Annotated in this window: 21 protein-coding genes; 11 read left to right on the forward strand and 10 right to left on the reverse strand. The window is 36.4% G+C overall.

Features of this window, described 5'->3' with window-relative positions; translation table 11 throughout:
- The first annotated feature begins 8 nt into the window (after window positions 1-8).
- Together AC58NB_RS11365 and AC58NB_RS11370 are read left to right on the forward strand one after the other, a co-directional pair.
- The gene (locus tag AC58NB_RS11365) at window positions 9-782 is read left to right on the forward strand and encodes an HAD-IIA family hydrolase (RefSeq protein WP_497426946.1); all 774 of its coding nucleotides are present in this window, start codon (window positions 9-11) and stop codon (window positions 780-782) included.
- Window positions 783-1,043: 261 nt separating this feature from the next.
- Complete coding sequence (locus AC58NB_RS11370) at window positions 1,044-1,892, forward strand: glycerophosphodiester phosphodiesterase (protein ID WP_497426947.1); 849 nt, start codon at window positions 1,044-1,046, stop codon at window positions 1,890-1,892.
- Window positions 1,893-2,528: 636 nt separating this feature from the next.
- On the opposite strand, the gene hemY is transcribed toward AC58NB_RS11370, so the two are convergent.
- Genes hemY through hemE form a run of 3 tightly spaced genes read right to left on the reverse strand, consistent with a single transcriptional unit; the run spans window position 2,529 to window position 5,991 of the window.
- On the reverse strand, window positions 2,529-3,962 hold the full coding sequence (hemY, locus tag AC58NB_RS11375; protein WP_497426948.1) for a protoporphyrinogen oxidase: 1,434 nt from the start codon (window positions 3,960-3,962) through the stop codon (window positions 2,529-2,531).
- A 29-nt stretch (window positions 3,963-3,991) separates the two neighbouring features.
- Complete coding sequence (hemH, locus tag AC58NB_RS11380) at window positions 3,992-4,930, reverse strand: ferrochelatase (RefSeq protein ID WP_497426949.1); 939 nt, start codon at window positions 4,928-4,930, stop codon at window positions 3,992-3,994.
- Window positions 4,930-5,991, reverse strand: coding sequence for a uroporphyrinogen decarboxylase (gene hemE, locus AC58NB_RS11385; protein WP_497426950.1), 1,062 nt, complete (start codon window positions 5,989-5,991; stop codon window positions 4,930-4,932). Before hemE ends, hemH begins: the two co-directional genes overlap by 1 nt.
- Before the next feature lie 283 nt (window positions 5,992-6,274).
- Between hemE and AC58NB_RS11390 the strand changes: the two genes are divergently transcribed.
- Together AC58NB_RS11390 and AC58NB_RS11395 are read left to right on the forward strand one after the other, a co-directional pair.
- Entirely contained in the window at window positions 6,275-6,772 is a 498-nt protein-coding gene (locus AC58NB_RS11390; protein ID WP_497426951.1) for an antibiotic biosynthesis monooxygenase, read from the forward strand.
- 226 nt (window positions 6,773-6,998) lie between these two features.
- Entirely contained in the window at window positions 6,999-8,183 is a 1,185-nt protein-coding gene (locus AC58NB_RS11395; protein WP_497426952.1) for a M20 metallopeptidase family protein, read from the forward strand.
- Window positions 8,184-8,297: 114 nt separating this feature from the next.
- On the opposite strand, the gene AC58NB_RS11400 is transcribed toward AC58NB_RS11395, so the two are convergent.
- Genes AC58NB_RS11400 through AC58NB_RS11410 form a run of 3 tightly spaced genes read right to left on the reverse strand, consistent with a single transcriptional unit; the run spans window position 8,298 to window position 10,974 of the window.
- The gene (locus tag AC58NB_RS11400; RefSeq protein ID WP_497426953.1) at window positions 8,298-9,023 is read right to left on the reverse strand and encodes an EcsC family protein; all 726 of its coding nucleotides are present in this window, start codon (window positions 9,021-9,023) and stop codon (window positions 8,298-8,300) included.
- 18 nt (window positions 9,024-9,041) lie between these two features.
- A complete protein-coding gene (locus tag AC58NB_RS11405; RefSeq protein WP_497426954.1) occupies window positions 9,042-10,241 on the reverse strand; it encodes an ABC transporter permease in 1,200 nt (399 codons plus the stop codon).
- Window positions 10,234-10,974, reverse strand: coding sequence for an ABC transporter ATP-binding protein (locus AC58NB_RS11410; protein WP_497426955.1), 741 nt, complete (start codon window positions 10,972-10,974; stop codon window positions 10,234-10,236). The genes AC58NB_RS11405 and AC58NB_RS11410 overlap by 8 nt, the downstream gene beginning before the upstream one ends.
- A 519-nt stretch (window positions 10,975-11,493) precedes the next feature.
- Here AC58NB_RS11410 and AC58NB_RS11415 point away from each other — a divergent pair.
- Both AC58NB_RS11415 and AC58NB_RS11420 read left to right on the forward strand, forming a co-directional pair.
- Window positions 11,494-11,916: an HIT family protein gene (locus AC58NB_RS11415; protein ID WP_497427047.1), complete on the forward strand. Its 423-nt coding sequence runs from the start codon at window positions 11,494-11,496 to the stop codon at window positions 11,914-11,916.
- Window positions 11,917-12,147: 231 nt separating this feature from the next.
- The gene (locus AC58NB_RS11420) at window positions 12,148-13,011 is read left to right on the forward strand and encodes a glycosyltransferase family 8 protein (RefSeq protein WP_497426956.1); all 864 of its coding nucleotides are present in this window, start codon (window positions 12,148-12,150) and stop codon (window positions 13,009-13,011) included.
- Between the two features lie 239 nt (window positions 13,012-13,250).
- On the opposite strand, the gene AC58NB_RS11425 is transcribed toward AC58NB_RS11420, so the two are convergent.
- Window positions 13,251-13,994: an SDR family NAD(P)-dependent oxidoreductase gene (locus AC58NB_RS11425; protein WP_497426957.1), complete on the reverse strand. Its 744-nt coding sequence runs from the start codon at window positions 13,992-13,994 to the stop codon at window positions 13,251-13,253.
- A 427-nt stretch (window positions 13,995-14,421) separates the two neighbouring features.
- On the opposite strand from AC58NB_RS11425, the gene serC reads away from it, so the two are divergent.
- Both serC and AC58NB_RS11435 read left to right on the forward strand, forming a co-directional pair.
- Complete coding sequence (serC, locus tag AC58NB_RS11430; protein ID WP_497426958.1) at window positions 14,422-15,528, forward strand: 3-phosphoserine/phosphohydroxythreonine transaminase; 1,107 nt, start codon at window positions 14,422-14,424, stop codon at window positions 15,526-15,528.
- An 87-nt stretch (window positions 15,529-15,615) separates the two neighbouring features.
- On the forward strand, window positions 15,616-16,131 hold the full coding sequence (locus AC58NB_RS11435; protein WP_497426959.1) for a tryptophan transporter: 516 nt from the start codon (window positions 15,616-15,618) through the stop codon (window positions 16,129-16,131).
- A gap of 60 nt (window positions 16,132-16,191) precedes the next feature.
- Here the strand turns inward: AC58NB_RS11435 and yhzF are convergent, their stop codons facing one another.
- Window positions 16,192-16,422 (reverse strand): membrane protein YhzF, encoded by a 231-nt coding sequence (gene yhzF, locus AC58NB_RS11440; protein WP_497426960.1) that lies wholly within the window; start codon window positions 16,420-16,422, stop codon window positions 16,192-16,194.
- A 215-nt stretch (window positions 16,423-16,637) separates the two neighbouring features.
- On the opposite strand from yhzF, the gene AC58NB_RS11445 reads away from it, so the two are divergent.
- Together AC58NB_RS11445 and AC58NB_RS11450 are read left to right on the forward strand one after the other, a co-directional pair.
- On the forward strand, window positions 16,638-17,003 hold the full coding sequence (locus AC58NB_RS11445; RefSeq protein ID WP_497426961.1) for a YtxH domain-containing protein: 366 nt from the start codon (window positions 16,638-16,640) through the stop codon (window positions 17,001-17,003).
- 123 nt (window positions 17,004-17,126) lie between these two features.
- Window positions 17,127-17,702, forward strand: a complete 576-nt coding sequence (locus tag AC58NB_RS11450; protein ID WP_497426962.1) for an HTH-type transcriptional regulator Hpr — start codon at window positions 17,127-17,129, stop codon at window positions 17,700-17,702.
- 599 nt (window positions 17,703-18,301) lie between these two features.
- Here AC58NB_RS11450 and AC58NB_RS11455 read toward each other — a convergent pair.
- Together AC58NB_RS11455 and AC58NB_RS11460 are read right to left on the reverse strand one after the other, a co-directional pair.
- Window positions 18,302-18,388 carry a YjcZ family sporulation protein gene (locus AC58NB_RS11455; RefSeq protein ID WP_066101882.1) on the reverse strand — a complete coding sequence of 29 codons (87 nt, stop codon included), beginning with the start codon at window positions 18,386-18,388 and terminating at the stop codon, window positions 18,302-18,304.
- Between the two features lie 32 nt (window positions 18,389-18,420).
- Window positions 18,421-18,507 carry a YjcZ family sporulation protein gene (locus AC58NB_RS11460; RefSeq protein WP_497427048.1) on the reverse strand — a complete coding sequence of 29 codons (87 nt, stop codon included), beginning with the start codon at window positions 18,505-18,507 and terminating at the stop codon, window positions 18,421-18,423.
- A gap of 285 nt (window positions 18,508-18,792) precedes the next feature.
- On the opposite strand from AC58NB_RS11460, the gene AC58NB_RS11465 reads away from it, so the two are divergent.
- A complete protein-coding gene (locus AC58NB_RS11465) occupies window positions 18,793-19,647 on the forward strand; it encodes a peptidylprolyl isomerase (RefSeq protein ID WP_497426963.1) in 855 nt (284 codons plus the stop codon).
- The last annotated feature ends 7 nt before the right edge of the window (window positions 19,648-19,654 follow it).

Consider the following 19,654-nt stretch of genomic DNA (forward strand, 5'->3'; position numbering starts at 1 on the left):
AGAACGCTATGAAAGGATTTATATTCGATCTTGATGGGACCGTTTATTTAGATGAAAATATTATTGATGGTGCTGTTGAAGCCATCAGAGAATTAAAGAACAGAGGCGATAAAGTTGTCTTCCTGACCAATAAATCAATCTCTACACGTCTGGAGTATGTAAATAAGTTGAAAAGATTGGGGATTGATACGACTTTAGACCAAGTGATTAACTCCAATTATATTACAGCAAGGTATTTAAAGGACCATCTGAAGACTGGGGAATCAGTATTAGTTATCGGAGAACAACCCTTATTTGAAGAGTTGATTGAAATGGGAATCTCGATTACCGATAATGAAAAACAGGCGAAATATGTGGTTCTTGGATGGGACCGGAAGTTTACCTACGATAAAATCAATAAAGCGTTTCAAGCTTGGTTAAATCAGGCGAAGATCATTGCGACAAATCCTGACCGGAGCTGTCCGATAAATGGTGGGGAAATCCCAGACTGCGGAGCTATGATTGGAGCACTTGAAGGTGCAACCGGAAAACCGATAGAGGCCGTAACCGGAAAACCATCTAAATTAATGGCTGAATATGTCGTCTCAAAAGTTTTGAACATGAAGCCAGCCGATTGCTATATAGTGGGAGACCGTCTTGAGACTGATATTAAAATGGGAAATGAAAATGGTTTAAATTCAGTGCTTGTCTTAACAGGTATAACAACAAGCGAAATGCTTCAAGAAAGCAACTATCAACCTTCGTTTGTTTTGGAAAGTATAAAAGAAGTAACAAACTTATAGATCAAAGATCCACATTGTACATGGATGCATGATCTCGACGATGTTCATATGCACCCCTCTCTATTCAGCTACCAAACCTTAACCTTATGCCTACTTACCATTTTTCCTTATAAGCGAACATCTCTATTTGTAAAGCCAAATATACATTTATATAGTAGGAATGGCTTATTTTTATAATAATGTTCATTTTAAATCCTATTCATTCTTCTTATATCATAATTTGTAAGGAGGCAAAAAATTCATAATGGAGAGGATGTACATATGAAAAGAAATAAGAATTTCAAGATGTCTATAGCTTTGTTAGGATTCTCTGTTTTTGCATTTAATTTACTAGTTACCAGTGGGAATGAAGCCTTTGCCGAAGAGGTTCAAGGAAACAATAAAAAGGTGGATGTCATTGCACATCGTGGGGCCTCCGGCTATGCTCCTGAGAATACGATTGCTGCTTTTGATAAAGCGGTCAAAATGAAGGCTGACTATATTGAAATAGATGTGCAAAGAAGCAAAGATAACAAACTTGTGTTAATACATGATAATACAGTTGATCGAACAACAAATGGTACGGGTTTGGTAAGTGATTTAACGTTTAAACAGCTAAGATACCTTGATGCCGGTAGCTGGAAGGGCGAACAATTTACGGGAGAGAAAATCCCCACATTGGGTGAAGCACTCGATAAATACAGAGGAAAAATAGGGATACTGATTGAATTAAAGTCTCCAGAACTATATCCAGGTATTGAGGAGCAAGTTGCCAGAGCATTGAAAGAACGCAATCTTGATAAACCAAAAAACAATAAAATCATTATTCAATCATTTAATTTTGACTCTATGAAAAAAATGAATACCCTTCTACCAAGTGTTCCAATTGGTGTTCTTACTTCCTTTAAAGGAGATACTTCTGAACAAGCTTTATCTGAGTTTAGTCAATATGCAGACTACTTTAACCCGAGCTATTCTATTGTATCGAAACCATTAGTTGAACAGGTACACGCACTGGGCATGAAAATTCAATCTTGGACTGTTCGCAGCCATGAATCTGCCGAATTTCTTTTAAGTATGAATGTGGATGGTATTATCACTGACTATCCTGATTATATAAAATCAAAGTAATAACAAGTATTTCTCTCTTAACAATGACAACATAAAAGTTCTTCAACAGATTATCCGTTGAAGTACTTTTATATTTCAAACCTTTTCGTAGCTGCATAAAGTATTGATTTCCTGCTATCAAAGGCCATCCTTTCAACTCCTAAAGTCGAGACAGTTTAATCCATCCGTATAGAAAACAGTATCCATACTTTCACCTATCAAAGCAGTTTAATTATTTACTCTTTTCCCTTTCAATGGGATTACATTCCTTTTATATCAGGGTATAAAAAGAAAAAAGGCTACATAGATATCAGGTTTACTAAGGAGAGATTAAGATGATAACTTGGATTTGGATCTTTATATTCTTTATTGTGTTTTTGGTATTGGGCGAAATATTTATAAATAGGTATTTAACAAACTTCCTACACCCTGCCCATGAGACAAGAGAAAAAACTGTTCAAGAAAATTAAAGAGATGTACACCATGCTTAATCCTTATGATTCTTGATGTGTAGCAATCTATGATGGCCATGATAGTATTTTTGGATATTCATTTGAGTTCTTTAATCAAACAAAGACTACAAACTAGACAATAGAAAAATAAAATCCGAACACCTTCTCTATGAAAAGGAAATGCTCGGATTTTTTTTTTATAAAGTTATAGATTTTTATTATCAATATATTTGAGTACATGATTCATGGCAGCAATCCCCTGATCAATACAGTCAGGCATTCCGATACCATTATAGGATGCTCCAGCTAAATAAAGTCCCGGCAGCTCTTTGTCCATTTTTTCTCTGACTGTTTTCAGCCGCTCTAAATGACCAACTTCATACTGAGGCATCCCTTCATTCCAACGAGTAACGATCGTAAAATCTGGTTTTTCAGTAATTTCCATAATTCTATTCAAATCGTCTAAAACAATTTGTTCAATTTCACCATCTGATAAGTCTACGACTACCTCATCACCGGCTCTTCCTACATAACAACGTAATAAAACCTTGCCATCAGGCGTAGTATGCGGCCATTTTTTATGAGTCCATGTGCAAGCCGTGATGGTATAATCACTGTTTCTTGATACTAGGAAACCTGTTCCATCAATATCCTCTTTAATCGCGCTTGCATCAAATGCCATTGATACCGTAGCAACAGATGTTGATGGGATATTTTTGAATGGTTCAAACATCTCATAATCAGGCAGCATGTGCGGTACAGCCTGATGCGGAGTAGCTAGAACAACAGAAATGGCAGGTAAGCGCTCCCCATTATTCAACTCCAACATATACCCATCACTTGTTTTAAAAATTCGATCGACTCTCGTACTTTTAAGAATCTGCTCCGCAGGTAGCTTTGCTTCAATAGCATCTATCAATGATTGCAACCCTTTATTAAAGGTACGAAACATACCAATCTTGCTGTCCCCTGCTGGTTTCTGATCTTGGGATACTGTTTTTTTAGGGCGATTCTTTTTTGTACCTAATACGATACTTTTGTATTTTTTCTCCAGTTCAAGCATATCGGGAAACGTGGACATCGTGCTTAATTTATCGAGATCTCCTGCATAGATACCTGAAAGAAGGGGCTCTACCAGATTCTCCACCACTTCATCTCCAAGACGGCGCCTTAAAAATTTCCCTAGCGGCTGATCACCAGTTTCTTTGGAACGTGGCAATACAAAATCCATAGCTGCTCTCATTTTACCCGTTAGAGAAAACAACCCTGTTGTAATAAACGGTCCTATTTCCGTAGGGATTCCCATAACCGATCCGCCCGGAATAGCATGCAGTTTATCCTTTACAAGAATATAAGATTTACCTGTTGAGTTGAGAACAATCGTACTTTCGAGCCCTACTTCTTTCGCTAAATCTGTCATGCTCTTTTTACGTGCTAAAAAGGAATCTGGGCCCCTCTCAATGACAAATCCATCACGTTCCACCGTTTGCATTTTACCGCCAAGACGGGTAGTAGACTCTATTAATAGCACATTATAAGGAAGATTTTCTTCCTTTACTTTCTTGTCAAGGTAATAGGCTGCCGCCATTCCTGCAATGCCACCACCAATGATTGCAATATTTTGTTTCATTGAATCCAATTTTATCGCCTTCTTTTCATTGTTGGTTATCAGTTACGTACCAATTTTTTCATAACGGCATCAACCATGGCATTGATGAAATCAGGATGTGTATTCGGCATAGCTGGACGATAATATGTTGCTCCAATCTCATCCGTAACTACCTTACACTCATAATCATTATCATAAAGAACTTCCAAATGCTCGGCCACAAAACCTACCGGTGTATAAACAAACGCTTTATATCCATGCTCATTATAACGATCTCTTGTAAGATCTTGAACATCCGGTCCAAGCCATGGATCAGGGGTGTTGCCGGCACTTTGCCAACCAACCGCATAGTTTTGAACGCCAGCTCCCTCAGCAATCAGTTTCGCAGTTTCTTCCAACTGTTGTTCATATGGATCGCCTAGTTGTTTAATTTTTTCCGGTAGACTATGAGCAGATACGATTAATACCGCTGCTGATCTTTCTTCCGGAGTCATTTGATTAAATGCTTCTTTTACATGGTCAACCCAATATTTGATGAATTTTGGTTCTTTGTACCAGCTTTCAACTGAAGTAATATTCATGCCATATTTATCCGCAACTTCTTTTGCACGTCCATTGTAGGATTTAATGCTGAAAGTGGAATAATGAGGTGCAAGCACAATGCTGACTGCCTCCGTGATTCCATCCTGATGCATTTTTTCAACAGCGTCTTCAATAAACGGTTCAATATGTTTAAGTCCAACATAAGCAACAAATTCATATTGATCCTGCGCTTTATTAAGTGCTGCTTCCAAGTGAGCTGCCTGATCGTTCGTTGTCTTTCCAAGAGGTGAAATGCCGCCGATCGCACGATATCTTGAAATCAAATCTTCAAGCATTTCATCTGATGGTCTTCTTCCATGACGAATATGTGTATAGTAACGCTCAATATCTTCTTCTTTATATGGTGTACCATAAGCCATTACTAATAATCCGATTTTTTTCTTTGTATGTGTCATTATTTAGCCACTCCTTTTGATGCAATGATAGTTGCGGAATATTCATGTATAAAAGCTGTCAAGCGTTTTAAAACTTCAGGATCTACTCCAGGGAAGACTCCGTGGCCCAGGTTAAATACATGTCCTGGTTCCTGTAATCCCTGTTCAATAATCTCTTTTGCTTTCATCTCAATAACTTCCCAGGACGAAGTAAGCAATGCTGGATCAAGATTTCCCATCACTGTTTTGTTTATTCCAATATTTCTGGCTTCAGTAATAGACAATCTCCAGTCAAGACCAACAACATCAAGCGGTAGACTGTTCCATTCCTTAGCCAAATGACTTGCTCCTACCCCAAACATAATCAATGGGACATTTTCTTCTCTTAGCTCTGTGAATATTCGATTCATGATTGGTTTAATATAATATTGATAGTCTTGAACATTTAAAGCTCCAACCCATGAATCAAATATTTGGATTGCTTTAGCTCCCGCTTTTATTTGAGCCTTTACATAGACAATGATGGTGTCTGCCAACTTATCCATTAAAGCAAACCATGCCTTTGGTTCGGTGTACATAAATGCTTTTGTTTTTGTATAATTTTTAGAAGGGCCGCCTTCAATCATATAACTTGCGATCGTAAAAGGAGCTCCTGAAAAGCCAATAAGCGGTACGGATAATTGTTCTTCAGTCAATAATTTAATCGTGTCAAGAATATAAGGAACATCTTCTTCAGGATTTAATTCACCTAGCTTCTCGACATCGGCTAAAGATTGAATTGGATTATCAATCACCGGACCAATTCCTGATTTTATATCTACCTGTACACCAATTCCTGGCAGAGGAGACATAATATCTTTATATAGGATGGCTGCATCTACATTATATTGTTCGACCGGAAGTCGAGTAACATAGGCAGCTAATTCCGGTTGATGAGTAATTTCAAACAAGGAATATTTTTCTTTAATTTTTCGGTATTCAGGCTGAGATCTTCCTGCCTGTCTCATATACCACACCGGAGTATGATCCACCTTCTCTTTGTTTATTGCTTTTAGGAAGGTATCATTGAATTTTTCTATCAAAGTCGCTCCACCCTTCTTTATTACTATATATTTTATATTTTTTTCCTGATTTACATCGTTTAGGCATCAATAACAACTATATCCTTTTGGCCTACCCTTGTATATAATCCTGAAAAATTGTCAAAAAATAGACTCAATTTCAACTCACTATAATCTTGCGAAATCTTCAAAGAAACGAATAAAGTTTACAAATTAATTTATAATGGGTAAAAGAAATGTTACAAATTAGAATAATTCTATTTACGAGTCCATTATACTAAAATATTTAATTAGGGGGCAAACAATGTACTTCTATATGACGACCGGAACTTTCAGTTTTCTAAAAAGAATACAAGATAAGCGGACAAATTTACCTCTTATTTTATTGAACAATCCTAAAACTGCCGCTCTGCTCCATGAAACGGATCAAAAAACAATTTTTTCATCCGCACGCAAATTCGAAGTTATAGATGGATTTGGATTCCTTACACAAGAAGGATTCTTTGCCCTGTACAATATACCTGTTTCCATTGAAGATCGGCCTGCATTTGAATTTGAACTTAAAAATAAACTGGTGTCTGCAAACAATCAAAATGGAGTCTATACTATGCGTTTATTGCGACCTATTAAATCTGATACCTATGTTGTTATGACGAGCTGGAAAAACGAGCAAGCCTATGCCAAATGGGATTCAAGCACGCTATTTACGAAAAAATCCAATCCATTTAATACACAGGTTATGTTTACAGGCAATCCTTACACCGTCACCTTCCATGCCCATAAAGATGAAAACAATGAATGAGAAAGGTACTTGTCAGTAATCAAAAAGTTTCTCATTAAATATCCCATACCTCTTCTTATCACTAAGCTGACATATCTCCATATGTCAGCTTCACTTATTTTTTATCCCTTTTTTTTAATATCAATCTACTAAACTTATAGAAGTTTTACCAATATTAGTTTGATAATGGAGATATATGTAAATAAGAGTATTAGGAAACCACGTCATTTATTTATAGGGGGATTATATGGAGAAAGAGCTATTCCAACGATTAGAGGATAATTTTAAAGAAATGGTAACCATACGCCGTTTTTTGCACAAGCACCCTGAACTCTCCTTTCATGAAAAGAAAACCGTACAATTTATTAAAAATTTTTATAAAGAATTAAATGTTCCCATACGGAGTAATGTAGGCGGGGGCGGAATTGTCGCAACCATACACGGTAAATCCCCCGGCAGGACTGTTGCTTTGCGTGCCGATTTTGATGCATTACCCATTCAGGATGGCAAAAATGTCCCTTACCATTCAACAGTACCAGGAGTTATGCACGCCTGCGGGCATGATGGTCACACAGCTTTATTATTAGTCTTGGCAAAGGCAATTAAAGAAATGCAGCATATGTTAACAGGAACATACGTTTTTATTCATCAGCATGCTGAAGAGCTTGCACCCGGTGGAGCTAAATTTATGATTGCAGATGGCTGCCTTGATGGGGTAGACGCCATTTTCGCAACCCATCTATGGTCTCCATTTCCTACTGGTTCCATTTATATAAGCCCAGGCCCGATTACGGCTACCGCAGATCGGTTTAAAATAACTATTTTTGGCCAGGGTGGCCATGGAGCAGAGCCTCATACCTCTAAAGACTCCTTGGTCATCGCAGCAGAAGTCGTTTCCCTTTTACAAACGATTATGAGCCGAAAGATTGATCCAATGGATTCTGCTGTTGTATCGATAGGAAAATTCAAGGCTGGTGAGGCCTTTAATATCATTCCTGACAAAGCCTTTCTGGAGGGTACTGTTCGAACCTTCAAACCAGAAATACAGGAGCAGATCATTGAGGAAATCGAACGAATTGTTAAGGGTGTCTGCCTGGCCAACAATTGCTACTACGAATTACGGTATTTCAGAGGGTACCCCTCAACCATCAACCATGAATCTGAAACAGACTTTATCGAATATAAAGCTGCCGATATTGTCGGTAGCGAAAATATACAAAAAATGGAACCGCTGATGGTTGGTGAAGATTTTTCGTATTATCTGCAGAATGTTAAAGGAGCCATGTTTTTTACCGGAGCTTCTCCGAAAGGTACGGATCATCCTTATCCACATCATCATCCTTTATTTGATTTTAATGAAGATGCCATGTTAATTGCTGCAAAGACCTTAGGCAGTGCTGCTATCGGTTTTCAGGAATGGCGCTATTTCTAACATTCGCTTCAATGGAAGCGAGCAATTCCCTGCATTTTTTTAGAATCATGTACAAATAGAAAAAACTGGCATCTATTTTCCCACGCCAGTTTTTCCCTCTTTATCATTCTTCTTTTAACTGTTATCTATTTGCTTAAACCATCTCATTCGGTAGGCATATTTAGCTGTTTCTCCCAATTGTTCAAGTAATTGATGATTGGCCCAGGCTCCTACAATCGCACCAATACCCGGTACTAACTGCATCATTTTTATAAAATCGATGGAATCCCGGTACTCCTGCTGAAAGCTTTGCCAACCAATTTGCATATAGGATTCTTTTTGTTTGTCCCAGTCTTCCATTACTGATAGAAGCTCTTTTCTTTTTTCCACAGATGAAAACGCGAGCTGAAAAACAAGTAGGATAAATACTCTTTCTTCCCATTTTTTCGGGTCATATCCATATAACTCAGAAATACTGAATAAATACTTTATTTTTATAGAAAGAAGTAAAGGAAAATCAGAAAGACCAAGCAATACTCCACCGGCTCCTGTTCCAGCTCCTTCAATAACCGCCGTTCTTCTATATACATTCAGCATAGATTGAGCAATGTCTTCTTTTTCTTCAAGCGTTTTCCCTGTATGATCCACTTTCTTAAAATAGGTGGAACCATATAATACACCATCTACCATTGTTTTAACGGAAGTGCTAATCATATCATGCACTTTTTGAGGTATTTTTTGATTGATTGCCGTTTGAGCTTGTCTGGATAGTCTCATGGCTATACTTGGCTTTACACCAATCTTTTGCTTCCATAAATCCAATTCCTGTCTGGCTCTTTGCTCGAACCTTTCAGATAGCATACCTAACCCCCATATTGCTTACATTTTTTTCATTGCAAATGGCCTGAAAAGAAAAACGAACGCCAAACCAATAACCAGTGTTAAAACAGCCATTTTGACCCCTTCACCAATAAGAATGGTGACAAAGAAAATTAAATTTTGAATAACCAAAACGGTAATCACCAGCTGTAGAACAGCCTTCCTTTTATAATCTGTATGCAACGGATATAAATCCATCACCATTTTTTGATCATGATGATGCCAAATCGGCAAAAGCTGTAAACCTGTCATATATAAAAATAATACAGCGACAAAAATCGTTCCCCATCCAAGATCAACAAATAGAAATAAAACAGCTCCAATCACTGTTAACCTCACAAATAGCCCGAGGTAATCATTTGCTCTGACAAAAGTTCTGGCATATAGATAGCTGAACGGATTATCAGACTTACCGGACAGAATCTTTATTACACTGCCAAGCCAGCGCCTTTCCGATATTTTTTCACGTAATTTCGGAACATCTGTAAATAAATTAGCAATTCGATAAAAGGCAGCCATCCTGCTATTTTCTAGCTCAATCAGCTTTTCCCAATTTATACTTTCGTCTCTAGTGCTTTTCCAATAATAAAGACAAAGTCCTCCTAAAAGAAGCAACACAATCGCGATAAAAAAGAGTGATTCATTCTTAACAAGAAAATACACAAAGGCTGTATTTAGAACAAAACGGATTAACCCATCAACAAGAGTCGTGCTTTTTTCCCTGTAGTAAAGGACAAACCAGCGAGAACATAGATTAATCCCTTTTATGATCAGCAAAGCTATGAGCAGCCGCAAGAAAGATACTGTTTGTTCTTGCATGGTTTGCATATATAACGGCATTAATATGGCCAGTACCAGGATAAGAATATAGCCCTGCATGACCAAGCTGAAGATAATCGATTTTTTTATATAGGATGTTAATTTTGACTCGATCGGCAGCAAAAATACAATGTCCGGATCGCGAAAGAATGTTGAAACCGGACTAATCGTTACTATCAATCCTAAGATAATCGCCATAATCCATACGGTTGGGAATTCAGGAGTCAATGTCTTAAGCCACTCACTATAATAATACCCCGCTCCACCAAGCAGAATAATCATCACAAAAACTAAGTGTCCATTAAATATATATCGTAAGTACTTGGTTGTTTCTTTCAAATAATTATTAAAGCGGTTTTTCCATAAAGTTTCCCTACTCATGGCGATCTTCCTTTGTTAATTGCAGATAAATATCATCCAGGGATGCACCAGGCATGTTGAATTGACTGCGTAAATCTTCTAAGTTCCCTTTAGCCCGTACCTCACCTTCATGAAGAATGATAAAGGAGTCACAATATTTTTCAGCCGTAGCCAGGATATGGGTAGACATTAAGATTCCAGCTCCCTGGTCTTTCATATCCTTCATCATATCCAGTAAGGATTGGATGGCAAGCGGATCAAGTCCAACAAATGGTTCGTCAACTATATATAAAGAAGGCTCAGCAAGAAAGGCACACATTATCATTACTTTTTGCTTCATCCCTTTGGAAAAGTGGGCTGGAAACCATTTCAGCCTTTTCTCCATACGATATTCTTTTAAGAGCTTTTCCACTCGTTCTTTATAAACTGACTCTTCTATTCCATATGCCATAGCAGTCAATTTCAGATGCTCTTCCAATGTCAGTTCCTCATATAAAATAGGAGTCTCAGGTACAAATGAAAATTGCTTACGATAAGTATCTTTATCATCCTTAAACTGGCTTCCATTTATTTTGATTTCGCCTTGTTTCGGTGTCATCAATCCAATAATATGTTTGATAATCGTTGATTTCCCTGCCCCATTTAATCCAATCAATGCGACAAGTTCATTCGGTTTCACTTCAAAACTCACGTCTTTTAATACAGGTGTTTTTGTGTAACCGCCTGTTATATGATTAATTTCAAGCAATGACATAGAGACAGTCTCCTTTTCTTTTTCTCCCTTTCATTGTAACAAACGGTTCCTAAAACGGAAAATGCTAATAGTAAATACGTAGCTTTTTCAGACATTTCGTATGTATATTAGGAAGAAACATGGGCAATCTATAATCAGAGGGGAACAACATTCAGTTTACTTCATTGATAAATGGGGTGTTGGTTCGCGATAACGTAAGGCTTTAACCTAGGGTTTGATCAGTGTACTTCTTTTGAAAATGGGGTGTTCGCTAAAGGCCTAGAACCTGAAATTGGGATCAATAATTCCAAGTGTTAAGGGGATGGTTGCATTGGACATAACATGTGAAAATGACAAAATTGCTCCGTCTCAACGATTGGAATAATAGTCAGAGAAGATTCTGTAAGAATATCCAGGAATTAAGCTTCCCCTCTAGGACTTGGGGCGTAACATTATATGTTGCGTCCCTTTCCTTTTTTCCCGTTTCTGTCTGTGCTACACTAATACATAATGAATGAAAAAATAGAAAGGGTGTTGACCATGGAAGATTGTATTTTTTGTAAAATTAGTAAAGGTGAAATTCCTTCCGCAAAAGTGTATGAAGATGAGCATGTAATGGCATTTTTAGATATAAGCCAGGTCACTAAGGGACATACCCTTGTCATCCCCAAAGTACATAAAGAAAATGTTTATGAATTAACACCTGAAATAGCCAGCCATGTATTCCAGGCGGTTCCAAGAATAGCTCGCGCCTTAAAACAGGAATATCAGCCAATTGGAATGAATGTGTTAAATAATAATGGTGAACATGCAGGACAATCTGTATTCCATTTCCACATCCACTTGATTCCACGTTATGGAAAAAATGATGGGTTTGGCGCTGTTTGGAAAACACATACAAGTGAATATACGGGTGAAGATCTCGCTGCTATTGCAACGTCGATCAGTCAGCATATTCAATAAACCCTAAGTGGCTGCCTTTTTAATAAGGTGGCCTTTTTTGGGTATGACAATAAACTGAATATTTAGTAGATATAATGCTTTGAGCATTAATGAAGAAGTGTATTATACTATATCTATATTATTTAAATAGTTGAATAATTAAGTTGAACTGGACTTACTCGTTCAGCTAAATAAGAGCATTTGGTATAAGCCCATATAAATGAAGTTACTAGTCTTGGAAGGATGATTTATATGATTAATATACTGGTTACGCTAAATTCCACTTATTTAAAACCACTTAAAGTTATGCTCCAATCTTTGTTTCTCAATAACCCACATAAAAACTTTAATATTTTTATCATGCATACGGAACTTAAACCAGATGAACTCCATTCGTTAGAACAATTTGTTCATGGCAATGGCAGTCAGCTTTTTAATATTCTGGTGGATGGTAAACATTTTCAAGATGCACCTGTTCTCATGCATTATACAAAAGAGATGTATTATCGATTATTGGCCTTCAAATTCCTTCCGAAAGATCTTGATCGTATTCTATATCTCGACCCGGATATTCTTGTTCTAAATTCTGTTGATGCACTCTATGAGATGGACTTGGAAGATTACTTATTTGCAGCTGCCTCCCATGAAAAGATATCAATTAAAGAAATCAATCAAATCCGTCTATTACCATATGAATTGGACACTTATTACAATTCAGGTGTACTGTTAATGAATTTAAAAGCACATCGAAAGGTAATAAAAGAAGATGACATTTTTAAATTTGTAGAAGAGAATAAGAAAAAATTAATTTTACCCGATCAGGATATCTTAAATGCCCTATACTCCAAATATATTAAGAAATTAGATGAAACCATTTATAATTATGATGCCAGATTCTACAATTATTATAAATTAATATCCAATGACCAGCTTGATATGGATTATGTTATAAATCACACTGTTTTTCTCCACTTTTGCGGAAAGAAAAAACCTTGGAAACAAAACTATAGCGGAAGATTTCATGCTCTATATAAACACTATGATAAGATGGCTTTTCGTGAAGCATACGCTGTTGAACAAGAACTTTTCCAGTCTACCTTAAATAGTAAATCTTAGTCTTCTATAAGAAGTTTCACAATAAGTTAGACTACTCAAAGCATCTCGAATGAGGTGCTTTTAATTTTTAGATTTTGGATTGAATATCAATAGATATTGCACACTATTCAAATATACTTTATGAGAGTAATTTATTGTCCGTATAACAGATAGCAGATATAAAAAAGGGGACAAAAGAGAAAAAAAACTCAGAATAAGATCCATATAGGAGTATTCTGAATTCCTTTTCTCATCTATCTTTATTGCGCTGTATACCCACCGTCTACAAGGATGGTTGTGCCAGTGATGAATTCATTCTCTGTTAGGAACACAATAGCATGGGCAATTTCATCAGGCAGACCTAAACGACCAATTGGATGTTTCGCGACAAGGTTTTCATAGAAATCTCCCATTGCCTCCTCGTTTACCATACCAGATTCTACATAACCCGGAGCCACTGCATTTATACGGATCCCGCGACTGGCATATTGAATAGCTGCTGATTTTGTCATAAGGTTAACCGCACCTTTCGATGCATTATACGCAAATGCGCCAGGCTCTCCGACACTTCCTAAGATAGAAGATGTATTGATTATCGCTCCTCCACCGGATTTTAACATCTGATTGATGGCATGCTTAATCCCAAAGAATACACCATCTTGATTAACACGAATCACCCTTTCATAATCCTCATAGGCCAATTCATGTGTTTCACTTAGTGCCCCAATACCAGCGTTATTCACCATAATATCCAGTTGGCCATATAATGTTATAGTTTCCTTCACAAGGTTTTTTACAGAAGCCTCGTTGCCAGCATCAACTTGAATAAATGTTATATCAAAACCCTCTACTTTTAATTCTTCGGCTCTTGTCATTCCAGCTTCTTCGTTATAATCAGCCATAATAACCTTTGCTCCTCTAACAGCAAAAGCTTTTACAGTTGCTAAACCAATACCACTAGCTCCTCCCGTTACAATGGCTACTTTGTCGTTTAAATTCATCATAGTTTCCATTCCTCCTTAAGTTACAAGCGCTTTCAAGTCATGCACATCTATTCTATCATTGTCTGATATTGAATATAACAGTTTTGAATAATAATGGAATTTAACCCTATCTTCACCATGCATGAGTCAAAATCTCCTAGAATTAGAGAAGGAGTTTAAGGGGTCTTTCTTTAATCTACTAATAAGTTTGATAAAGGCCAGATTAATTTATATCAACACGGCCTTTTATGAACCTTTCTACCTTTTATGTAATCTCTCTTTTTGTCTGCAAATAAATGTAAATCTTTCCTAATTAGCGTAACAATCAGAATATTTATTTATTTCTATCGCTTTTTGAGGTAGAATATGATGTAATTTACTAACTTTAGCCCTTAAAAGTACTATAGGATTTAAACAATAAGTTCGTGATATCGAAAGGGGAATAAATATGACAAGAGCTTATAATTTTAATGCTGGCCCTGCTGCTCTACCGGAAGAAGTTCTATTAAAAGCGAAACAAGAGTGGATGAATTTTGAAGGTAGTCAGATGTCAGTAATGGAACTGAGCCATCGCAGCAAGGAATATAGTAAAGTGCATACGAAAGCAACCAATCTATTGAAAGAGCTTATGAATATTCCTGATAATTATGAAGTATTATTTATGCAAGGTGGAGCCAGTTTACAGTTTTCCATGGCACCTATGAATCTTCTATCTCCAGAAACGAGCGCAAGCTATATCTTGACTGGATCATGGTCCGAGAAAGCTTTAAAAGAGGCATCTAAGATTGGGCGAACAGAAATCGCTGCTTCCACAAAGCAGACCAACTATAAGCGAATCCCTGAAAACGAAGAAATTTCTTTGAATGCTGATGCCTCTTATCTGCACATCACCAGTAATAATACCATTTACGGCACTCAATGGAGAGAATTCCCTAAGACAAACAAAGTCCCTCTCATTGCAGATATGTCCAGTGACATATTAAGCAGACCAATCAATATCTCTGATTTTGGGCTTATTTATGCAGGTGCTCAAAAAAATCTTGGTCCTTCAGGCGTCACTGTTGTCATTATTCGCAAAGATTTAATTAAAAAACAGCCACAATTACCAACCATGCTTTCATATGATACATATGCTGCATCCCAGTCTTTATATAATACTCCGCCGACTTTGGCCATTTATTTATTGGCTTTAGTTCTAGAATGGACAAAAGATAAAGGCGGTGTTGAGGCAATAGAGCAAATCAATATCCAAAAAGCGAAAACGATTTATCAGACTATAGACGAGAGTAAAGGATTTTTTAAAGGCCACGCTGAAAAAGAGAGTCGCTCAAACATGAACATTACCTTTACACTGCCTAATGAGGAATTAACAAAATTATTTATTCAGGAATCTAAAGATGCAGGCTTTGTCGGTTTAGCCGGACACCGTTCAATTGGCGGATGCAGAGCCTCAATCTATAACGCTGTTCCTTTAGAGCATTGTAAAAAGCTAGCCCATTTCATGAATAATTTTAAAAATAAGCATCTTCACGTGTTAAATTTTGCTAATGGATGATATACTCTAAATAACCTTTTCGCGATTGGCAATGAGAGCACAATCGGAAAAGCAAATGAGATGAGATGAGAATAGGAGAGATGAGAAGTGAATACAAAAACTATGGTGACTTTATCCTTGTTGGTTGGAATGGGAGCTGTACTGCATACTGTCATGCCCGGAATTGTGTTTGGCATGAAACCAGATCTTATGCTGATTATGATGTTTCTGGGGATATTTTTATTTCCAGATCTTAAAAATGCGGTTCTGTTGGGAAGCGTAACCGGAGTTATTTCCGGATTAACTACTACTTTTCCAGGAGGATTAGTTCCAAATCTGATTGATAAATTTTTCACCGCTTTACTTATGTATGCTATTTTTAGTTTAGTACAAAGATTAGGAAAGACATTTACCATTTCAGTTGCGCTTACTTTTATAGGCACGCTGATTTCCGGCATGCTATTTCTTGGATCTGCCTACCTGATCATTGGATTACCTGGCCCCTTTCTTGCATTAATAGCTGGCGTAGTCTTACCCGCAACAGTTATCAACACTGTCGTAATGGCCTTTATCCATCCCATTGCCAGCGGCATTTTAAAACGTTCCAATATAGCCATTAATTAATAGTCTAAGAGGATGAAGTGCATAACAGGCTTTCATCCTCTTCTTTATGTTCTTCGATTTCTAGAATATCCACATTAAAATTAATACTAAAAGAAGTACACCAACCCCTAATCCGCTCATATGAATCCTACCCTTTAGTACCCGTCTGGCCGGATATACGCCCCCTTTCCCAAATGAAATAACGGAGTAAACCAAGATACTTAAAAATCCACTGAGAAGAAATAATATGAGTATAAATATCCCTACTTCCCCTCCCTCCTTATCATTCTTCCTATCTAATTGTATGCACATCCATTATTTATATGAAATAACATAATGAAGGAATAAAAAATAAGAAATAAGCTAATAATAAATGAATATTTTACCAAAAATAGTTTCCGAAAATAGTTTTTTACGTTTAAAATAATATAAAAAAAGGAATTGTTAAATATAAGGAATAATTTTAAAGGGAATTTTAACTTTATGTAGAAATCTGTTATGGAAAGATAAAATTGAGGTGAATAGTAATGAAAGCAAAATCTTTATTGATTGGTTTTATTTCTGGATTTACAGCAGCCGGAGTCTCTGTATTATTAAGCACACCTAACTCTGGAAAAGAGTTACGATTACAACTTAAACATTCCAAAGATGAGACCATGGACATTCTTCATGATTTAAAAGGAGGTATTCTCCAATTAAAAGAAGAATGTGTATCGGCAACAGCAGTCAGTAAAACACAAATTCAGGACTTCGTAAAAGGTGTGAAAGAGGCATTAGAAGACTGGAAACAAGATAGCCAAGTTCATACGAATGCCATTCAAGTCCAAATTAACGATGTTGAAATAGCCATCCAGGAGCTTGAAACTGCTATTTCTCCGCTCACTACAAAATAAAACGCCGCCGAGAAAATTAAGGTAAAAAAACTAAAAATTTGGCAAATTACCTTTTTTGTTATTTAATATTTTATAAGGATAATAAATCAGTAAGATAAATTAAAAAAAGTAGGTGAGCGTATTATGGCTGAAAATTTGAATTCCATCAAAGAAGCTATGCTATTTACACAACGCGTTGCTCAACTTAGCAAAGCTCTCTGGAAAGCAATTGAGAAAGATTGGCAGCAATGGATTAAACCCTATAATTTAAATATCAATGAACACCATATTTTGTGGATTGCTTATCATCTTAAAGGTGCTTCTATCTCAGATGTTGCTAAGTTTGGTGTCATGCATGTGTCTACAGCTTTTAACTTTTCTAAGAAGTTAGAAGAACGTGGTCTTCTTAAATTTTCAAAAAAAGAAAATGACAAACGTAACACCTATATTGAGCTTACAGAAGAAGGAAATCAACTATTACTTGAACTCGTAAAAGTATTCGATTCATCTAAGAACTCCGTCTACTTGGGTGCACAACCGTTAAAAGACTTATATGGAAAATTTCCTGATATGATGGAAATGATGGCGATTGTGAAGAATATATACGGTGATGACTTTATGAATATATTTGAAAAATCTTTTGCTAATCTCGAAAATGAATTCACAGATGAAAATGGAGTTCTAGAAAAAATCGAACACCAAAAAGAGCCCATTCAATAATACTAGTTAAAAGCGGATTGACCATTTATATCCTCCGCTTTTATCTTGAATGGGCTTGTGTATTTAATCACAATGTAATTTAGATCTCTCCGATTCCCCCCCTCTATATTTCCCCTAAACAATAATCTTTAAAATGATTCATACTCTTTACAGAATTGGCACTTTTTTGATAATGTAAGGGAGAAACTAGCGTCAAGGAGGATAACAGGGTGATATCTCTCATATCGTTTTCACTATTTGCACTTTTTATTTTATATTATATAAACAGGTTATCAGACAGCTTCTGTATAAAAAAAGAAATACCAGAAGTTAAACAGGCTAAGTTTTTCCGTACGATCAATATTCTCATTACCATCCTGTTAGTCTCTACTTATATTGAAATAACCTACACCATATAAAAGACGAGTGCCTCTCGGCACCCGTCTTCTATCATTCTATGAAACTTAAGTGCCCCGGTGTTATAATGGACTAAAAGAGATGCTAAAGCGATTTTTATACCCTCATAAGCCACCGGTTAAACAATAATGTACTTTGTACATAATGTTTTATTGGCACACATGGCCACTTATCAATCGTGTGCCATTTTCATTCTAAATTAATTAGTTGATCCATGAAGCCCCAATGATAACCAACAAGATAAATAAAACTACCAATAAAGCGAAACCTCCGCCGTATCCACCAGACATGTTGTATCCTCCCTTCAGTCACATTTCTTTAGTTAGTACACATAAGATGCACCAACAATCACGAGTAAAATGAACAGAACTACGATGAAAGCAAATCCCCCATCAAATCCTTGACTCATGATCACACCTCCTTTTGAGCTGCTACCGTATCTTATTCAAATTATGTAAAAAGGAATGGGCCTTTTACTTAGTTACTTGATTTTTTCTAATTGATTCTAATTCATTTCGAAGTCATTTTAAATTGCTTGATTTTCCATTTATTCATCATCTCGATTCATAGCAATTGTTATAATTGTCAAACAATATTTAGGCTTATTCTTTTTTTAACACTCGTTTTATGTTATAGTTAGGCTTGTCATGAAAAACTTGTATATTTTGGCAACACGCTAAAAGGAGTGTAGTGGATGAAGAAATGGCTAGTTACGTTGGCATCAGCGACTTTACTTATCAGTCTGGCTGCCTGCAACAACGAATCGGATGAAGCAGTAGTTGAAACTAAAGCGGGAAATGTTACTAAAGAGGAACTTTATGAACAATTAAAAGATCAATACGGGGATCAAGCAGTAAAAGAACTCGTATATAAAAAAGTTCTCTCTGATAAATATAAAGTAACAGATAAAGAAGTGAATGCACAGGTTGATGAAACCAAAGAAAGCCTCGGCGAAAACTTCGAAGCAGCATTGGCACAGTCTGGCTTTAAAGATGAAGAAGCTTTTAAAGAATCTGTAAAATTCAACCTTTTACAGGAAAAAGCAGCTCTTGATTCCATTGATGTAACAGATAAAGAACTTAAAGATTATTATAATAATAAATATAAAATCGATTTAAAAGCTCGCCATATTCTTGTTGCGGATGAAGAAACTGCAAAAGAAGTTAAGGCTAAACTTGATAAAGGCGAAAAATTCGAGGACTTAGCAAAGAAATATTCAACAGATACAGCTAACAAGGATAAAGGTGGAGATCTTGGCTGGTTCGGCGTTGGACAAATGGTAACTGCCTTTGAAGATGCTGCTTATGGTCTTGAAGTTAACAAAATATCAGATCCCGTCCAAACTGAGCATGGATTCCATATCATTCAGGTAACAGAGAAAAAGGAAAATGATAATCCTTCCTTTGAAAAATCAAAAGACGAAGTAACTAGAAATGTTAAACTAGCTAAAGTCGATTCTGCAAAAGCTCAAGAAGCCATTCAAAAAGTGATTGATGCTGCAGATATTGAAGTAAAAGATAAAGATTTAAAAGATGCGTTTGAATCTTAAAAAAAAA

It is taken from the genome of Pradoshia sp. TA40_28, from assembly GCF_059694525.1.

Bases quoted from the DNA above. Each gene is read 5' to 3' on its own strand.
- AC58NB_RS11365 (WP_497426946.1), top strand. From the start codon at position 9: ATGAAAGGATTTATATTCGATCTTGATGGGACCGTTTATTTAGATGAA.
- AC58NB_RS11370 (WP_497426947.1), top strand. From the start codon at position 1,044: ATGAAAAGAAATAAGAATTTCAAGATGTCTATAGCTTTGTTAGGATTC.
- hemH (WP_497426949.1), bottom strand. From the start codon at position 4,930: ATGACACATACAAAGAAAAAAATCGGATTATTAGTAATGGCTTATGGT.
- AC58NB_RS11390 (WP_497426951.1), top strand. From the start codon at position 6,275: ATGTACTTCTATATGACGACCGGAACTTTCAGTTTTCTAAAAAGAATA.
- AC58NB_RS11395 (WP_497426952.1), top strand. From the start codon at position 6,999: ATGGAGAAAGAGCTATTCCAACGATTAGAGGATAATTTTAAAGAAATG.
- AC58NB_RS11400 (WP_497426953.1), bottom strand. From the start codon at position 9,023: ATGCTATCTGAAAGGTTCGAGCAAAGAGCCAGACAGGAATTGGATTTA.
- AC58NB_RS11405 (WP_497426954.1), bottom strand. From the start codon at position 10,241: ATGAGTAGGGAAACTTTATGGAAAAACCGCTTTAATAATTATTTGAAA.
- AC58NB_RS11410 (WP_497426955.1), bottom strand. From the start codon at position 10,974: ATGTCATTGCTTGAAATTAATCATATAACAGGCGGTTACACAAAAACA.
- AC58NB_RS11415 (WP_497427047.1), top strand. From the start codon at position 11,494: ATGGAAGATTGTATTTTTTGTAAAATTAGTAAAGGTGAAATTCCTTCC.
- AC58NB_RS11420 (WP_497426956.1), top strand. From the start codon at position 12,148: ATGATTAATATACTGGTTACGCTAAATTCCACTTATTTAAAACCACTT.
- AC58NB_RS11425 (WP_497426957.1), bottom strand. From the start codon at position 13,994: ATGATGAATTTAAACGACAAAGTAGCCATTGTAACGGGAGGAGCTAGT.
- serC (WP_497426958.1), top strand. From the start codon at position 14,422: ATGACAAGAGCTTATAATTTTAATGCTGGCCCTGCTGCTCTACCGGAA.
- yhzF (WP_497426960.1), bottom strand. From the start codon at position 16,422: ATGTGCATACAATTAGATAGGAAGAATGATAAGGAGGGAGGGGAAGTA.
- AC58NB_RS11445 (WP_497426961.1), top strand. From the start codon at position 16,638: ATGAAAGCAAAATCTTTATTGATTGGTTTTATTTCTGGATTTACAGCA.
- AC58NB_RS11450 (WP_497426962.1), top strand. From the start codon at position 17,127: ATGGCTGAAAATTTGAATTCCATCAAAGAAGCTATGCTATTTACACAA.
- AC58NB_RS11455 (WP_066101882.1), bottom strand. From the start codon at position 18,388: ATGTCTGGTGGATACGGCGGAGGTTTCGCTTTATTGGTAGTTTTATTT.
- AC58NB_RS11460 (WP_497427048.1), bottom strand. From the start codon at position 18,507: ATGAGTCAAGGATTTGATGGGGGATTTGCTTTCATCGTAGTTCTGTTC.
- AC58NB_RS11465 (WP_497426963.1), top strand. From the start codon at position 18,793: ATGAAGAAATGGCTAGTTACGTTGGCATCAGCGACTTTACTTATCAGT.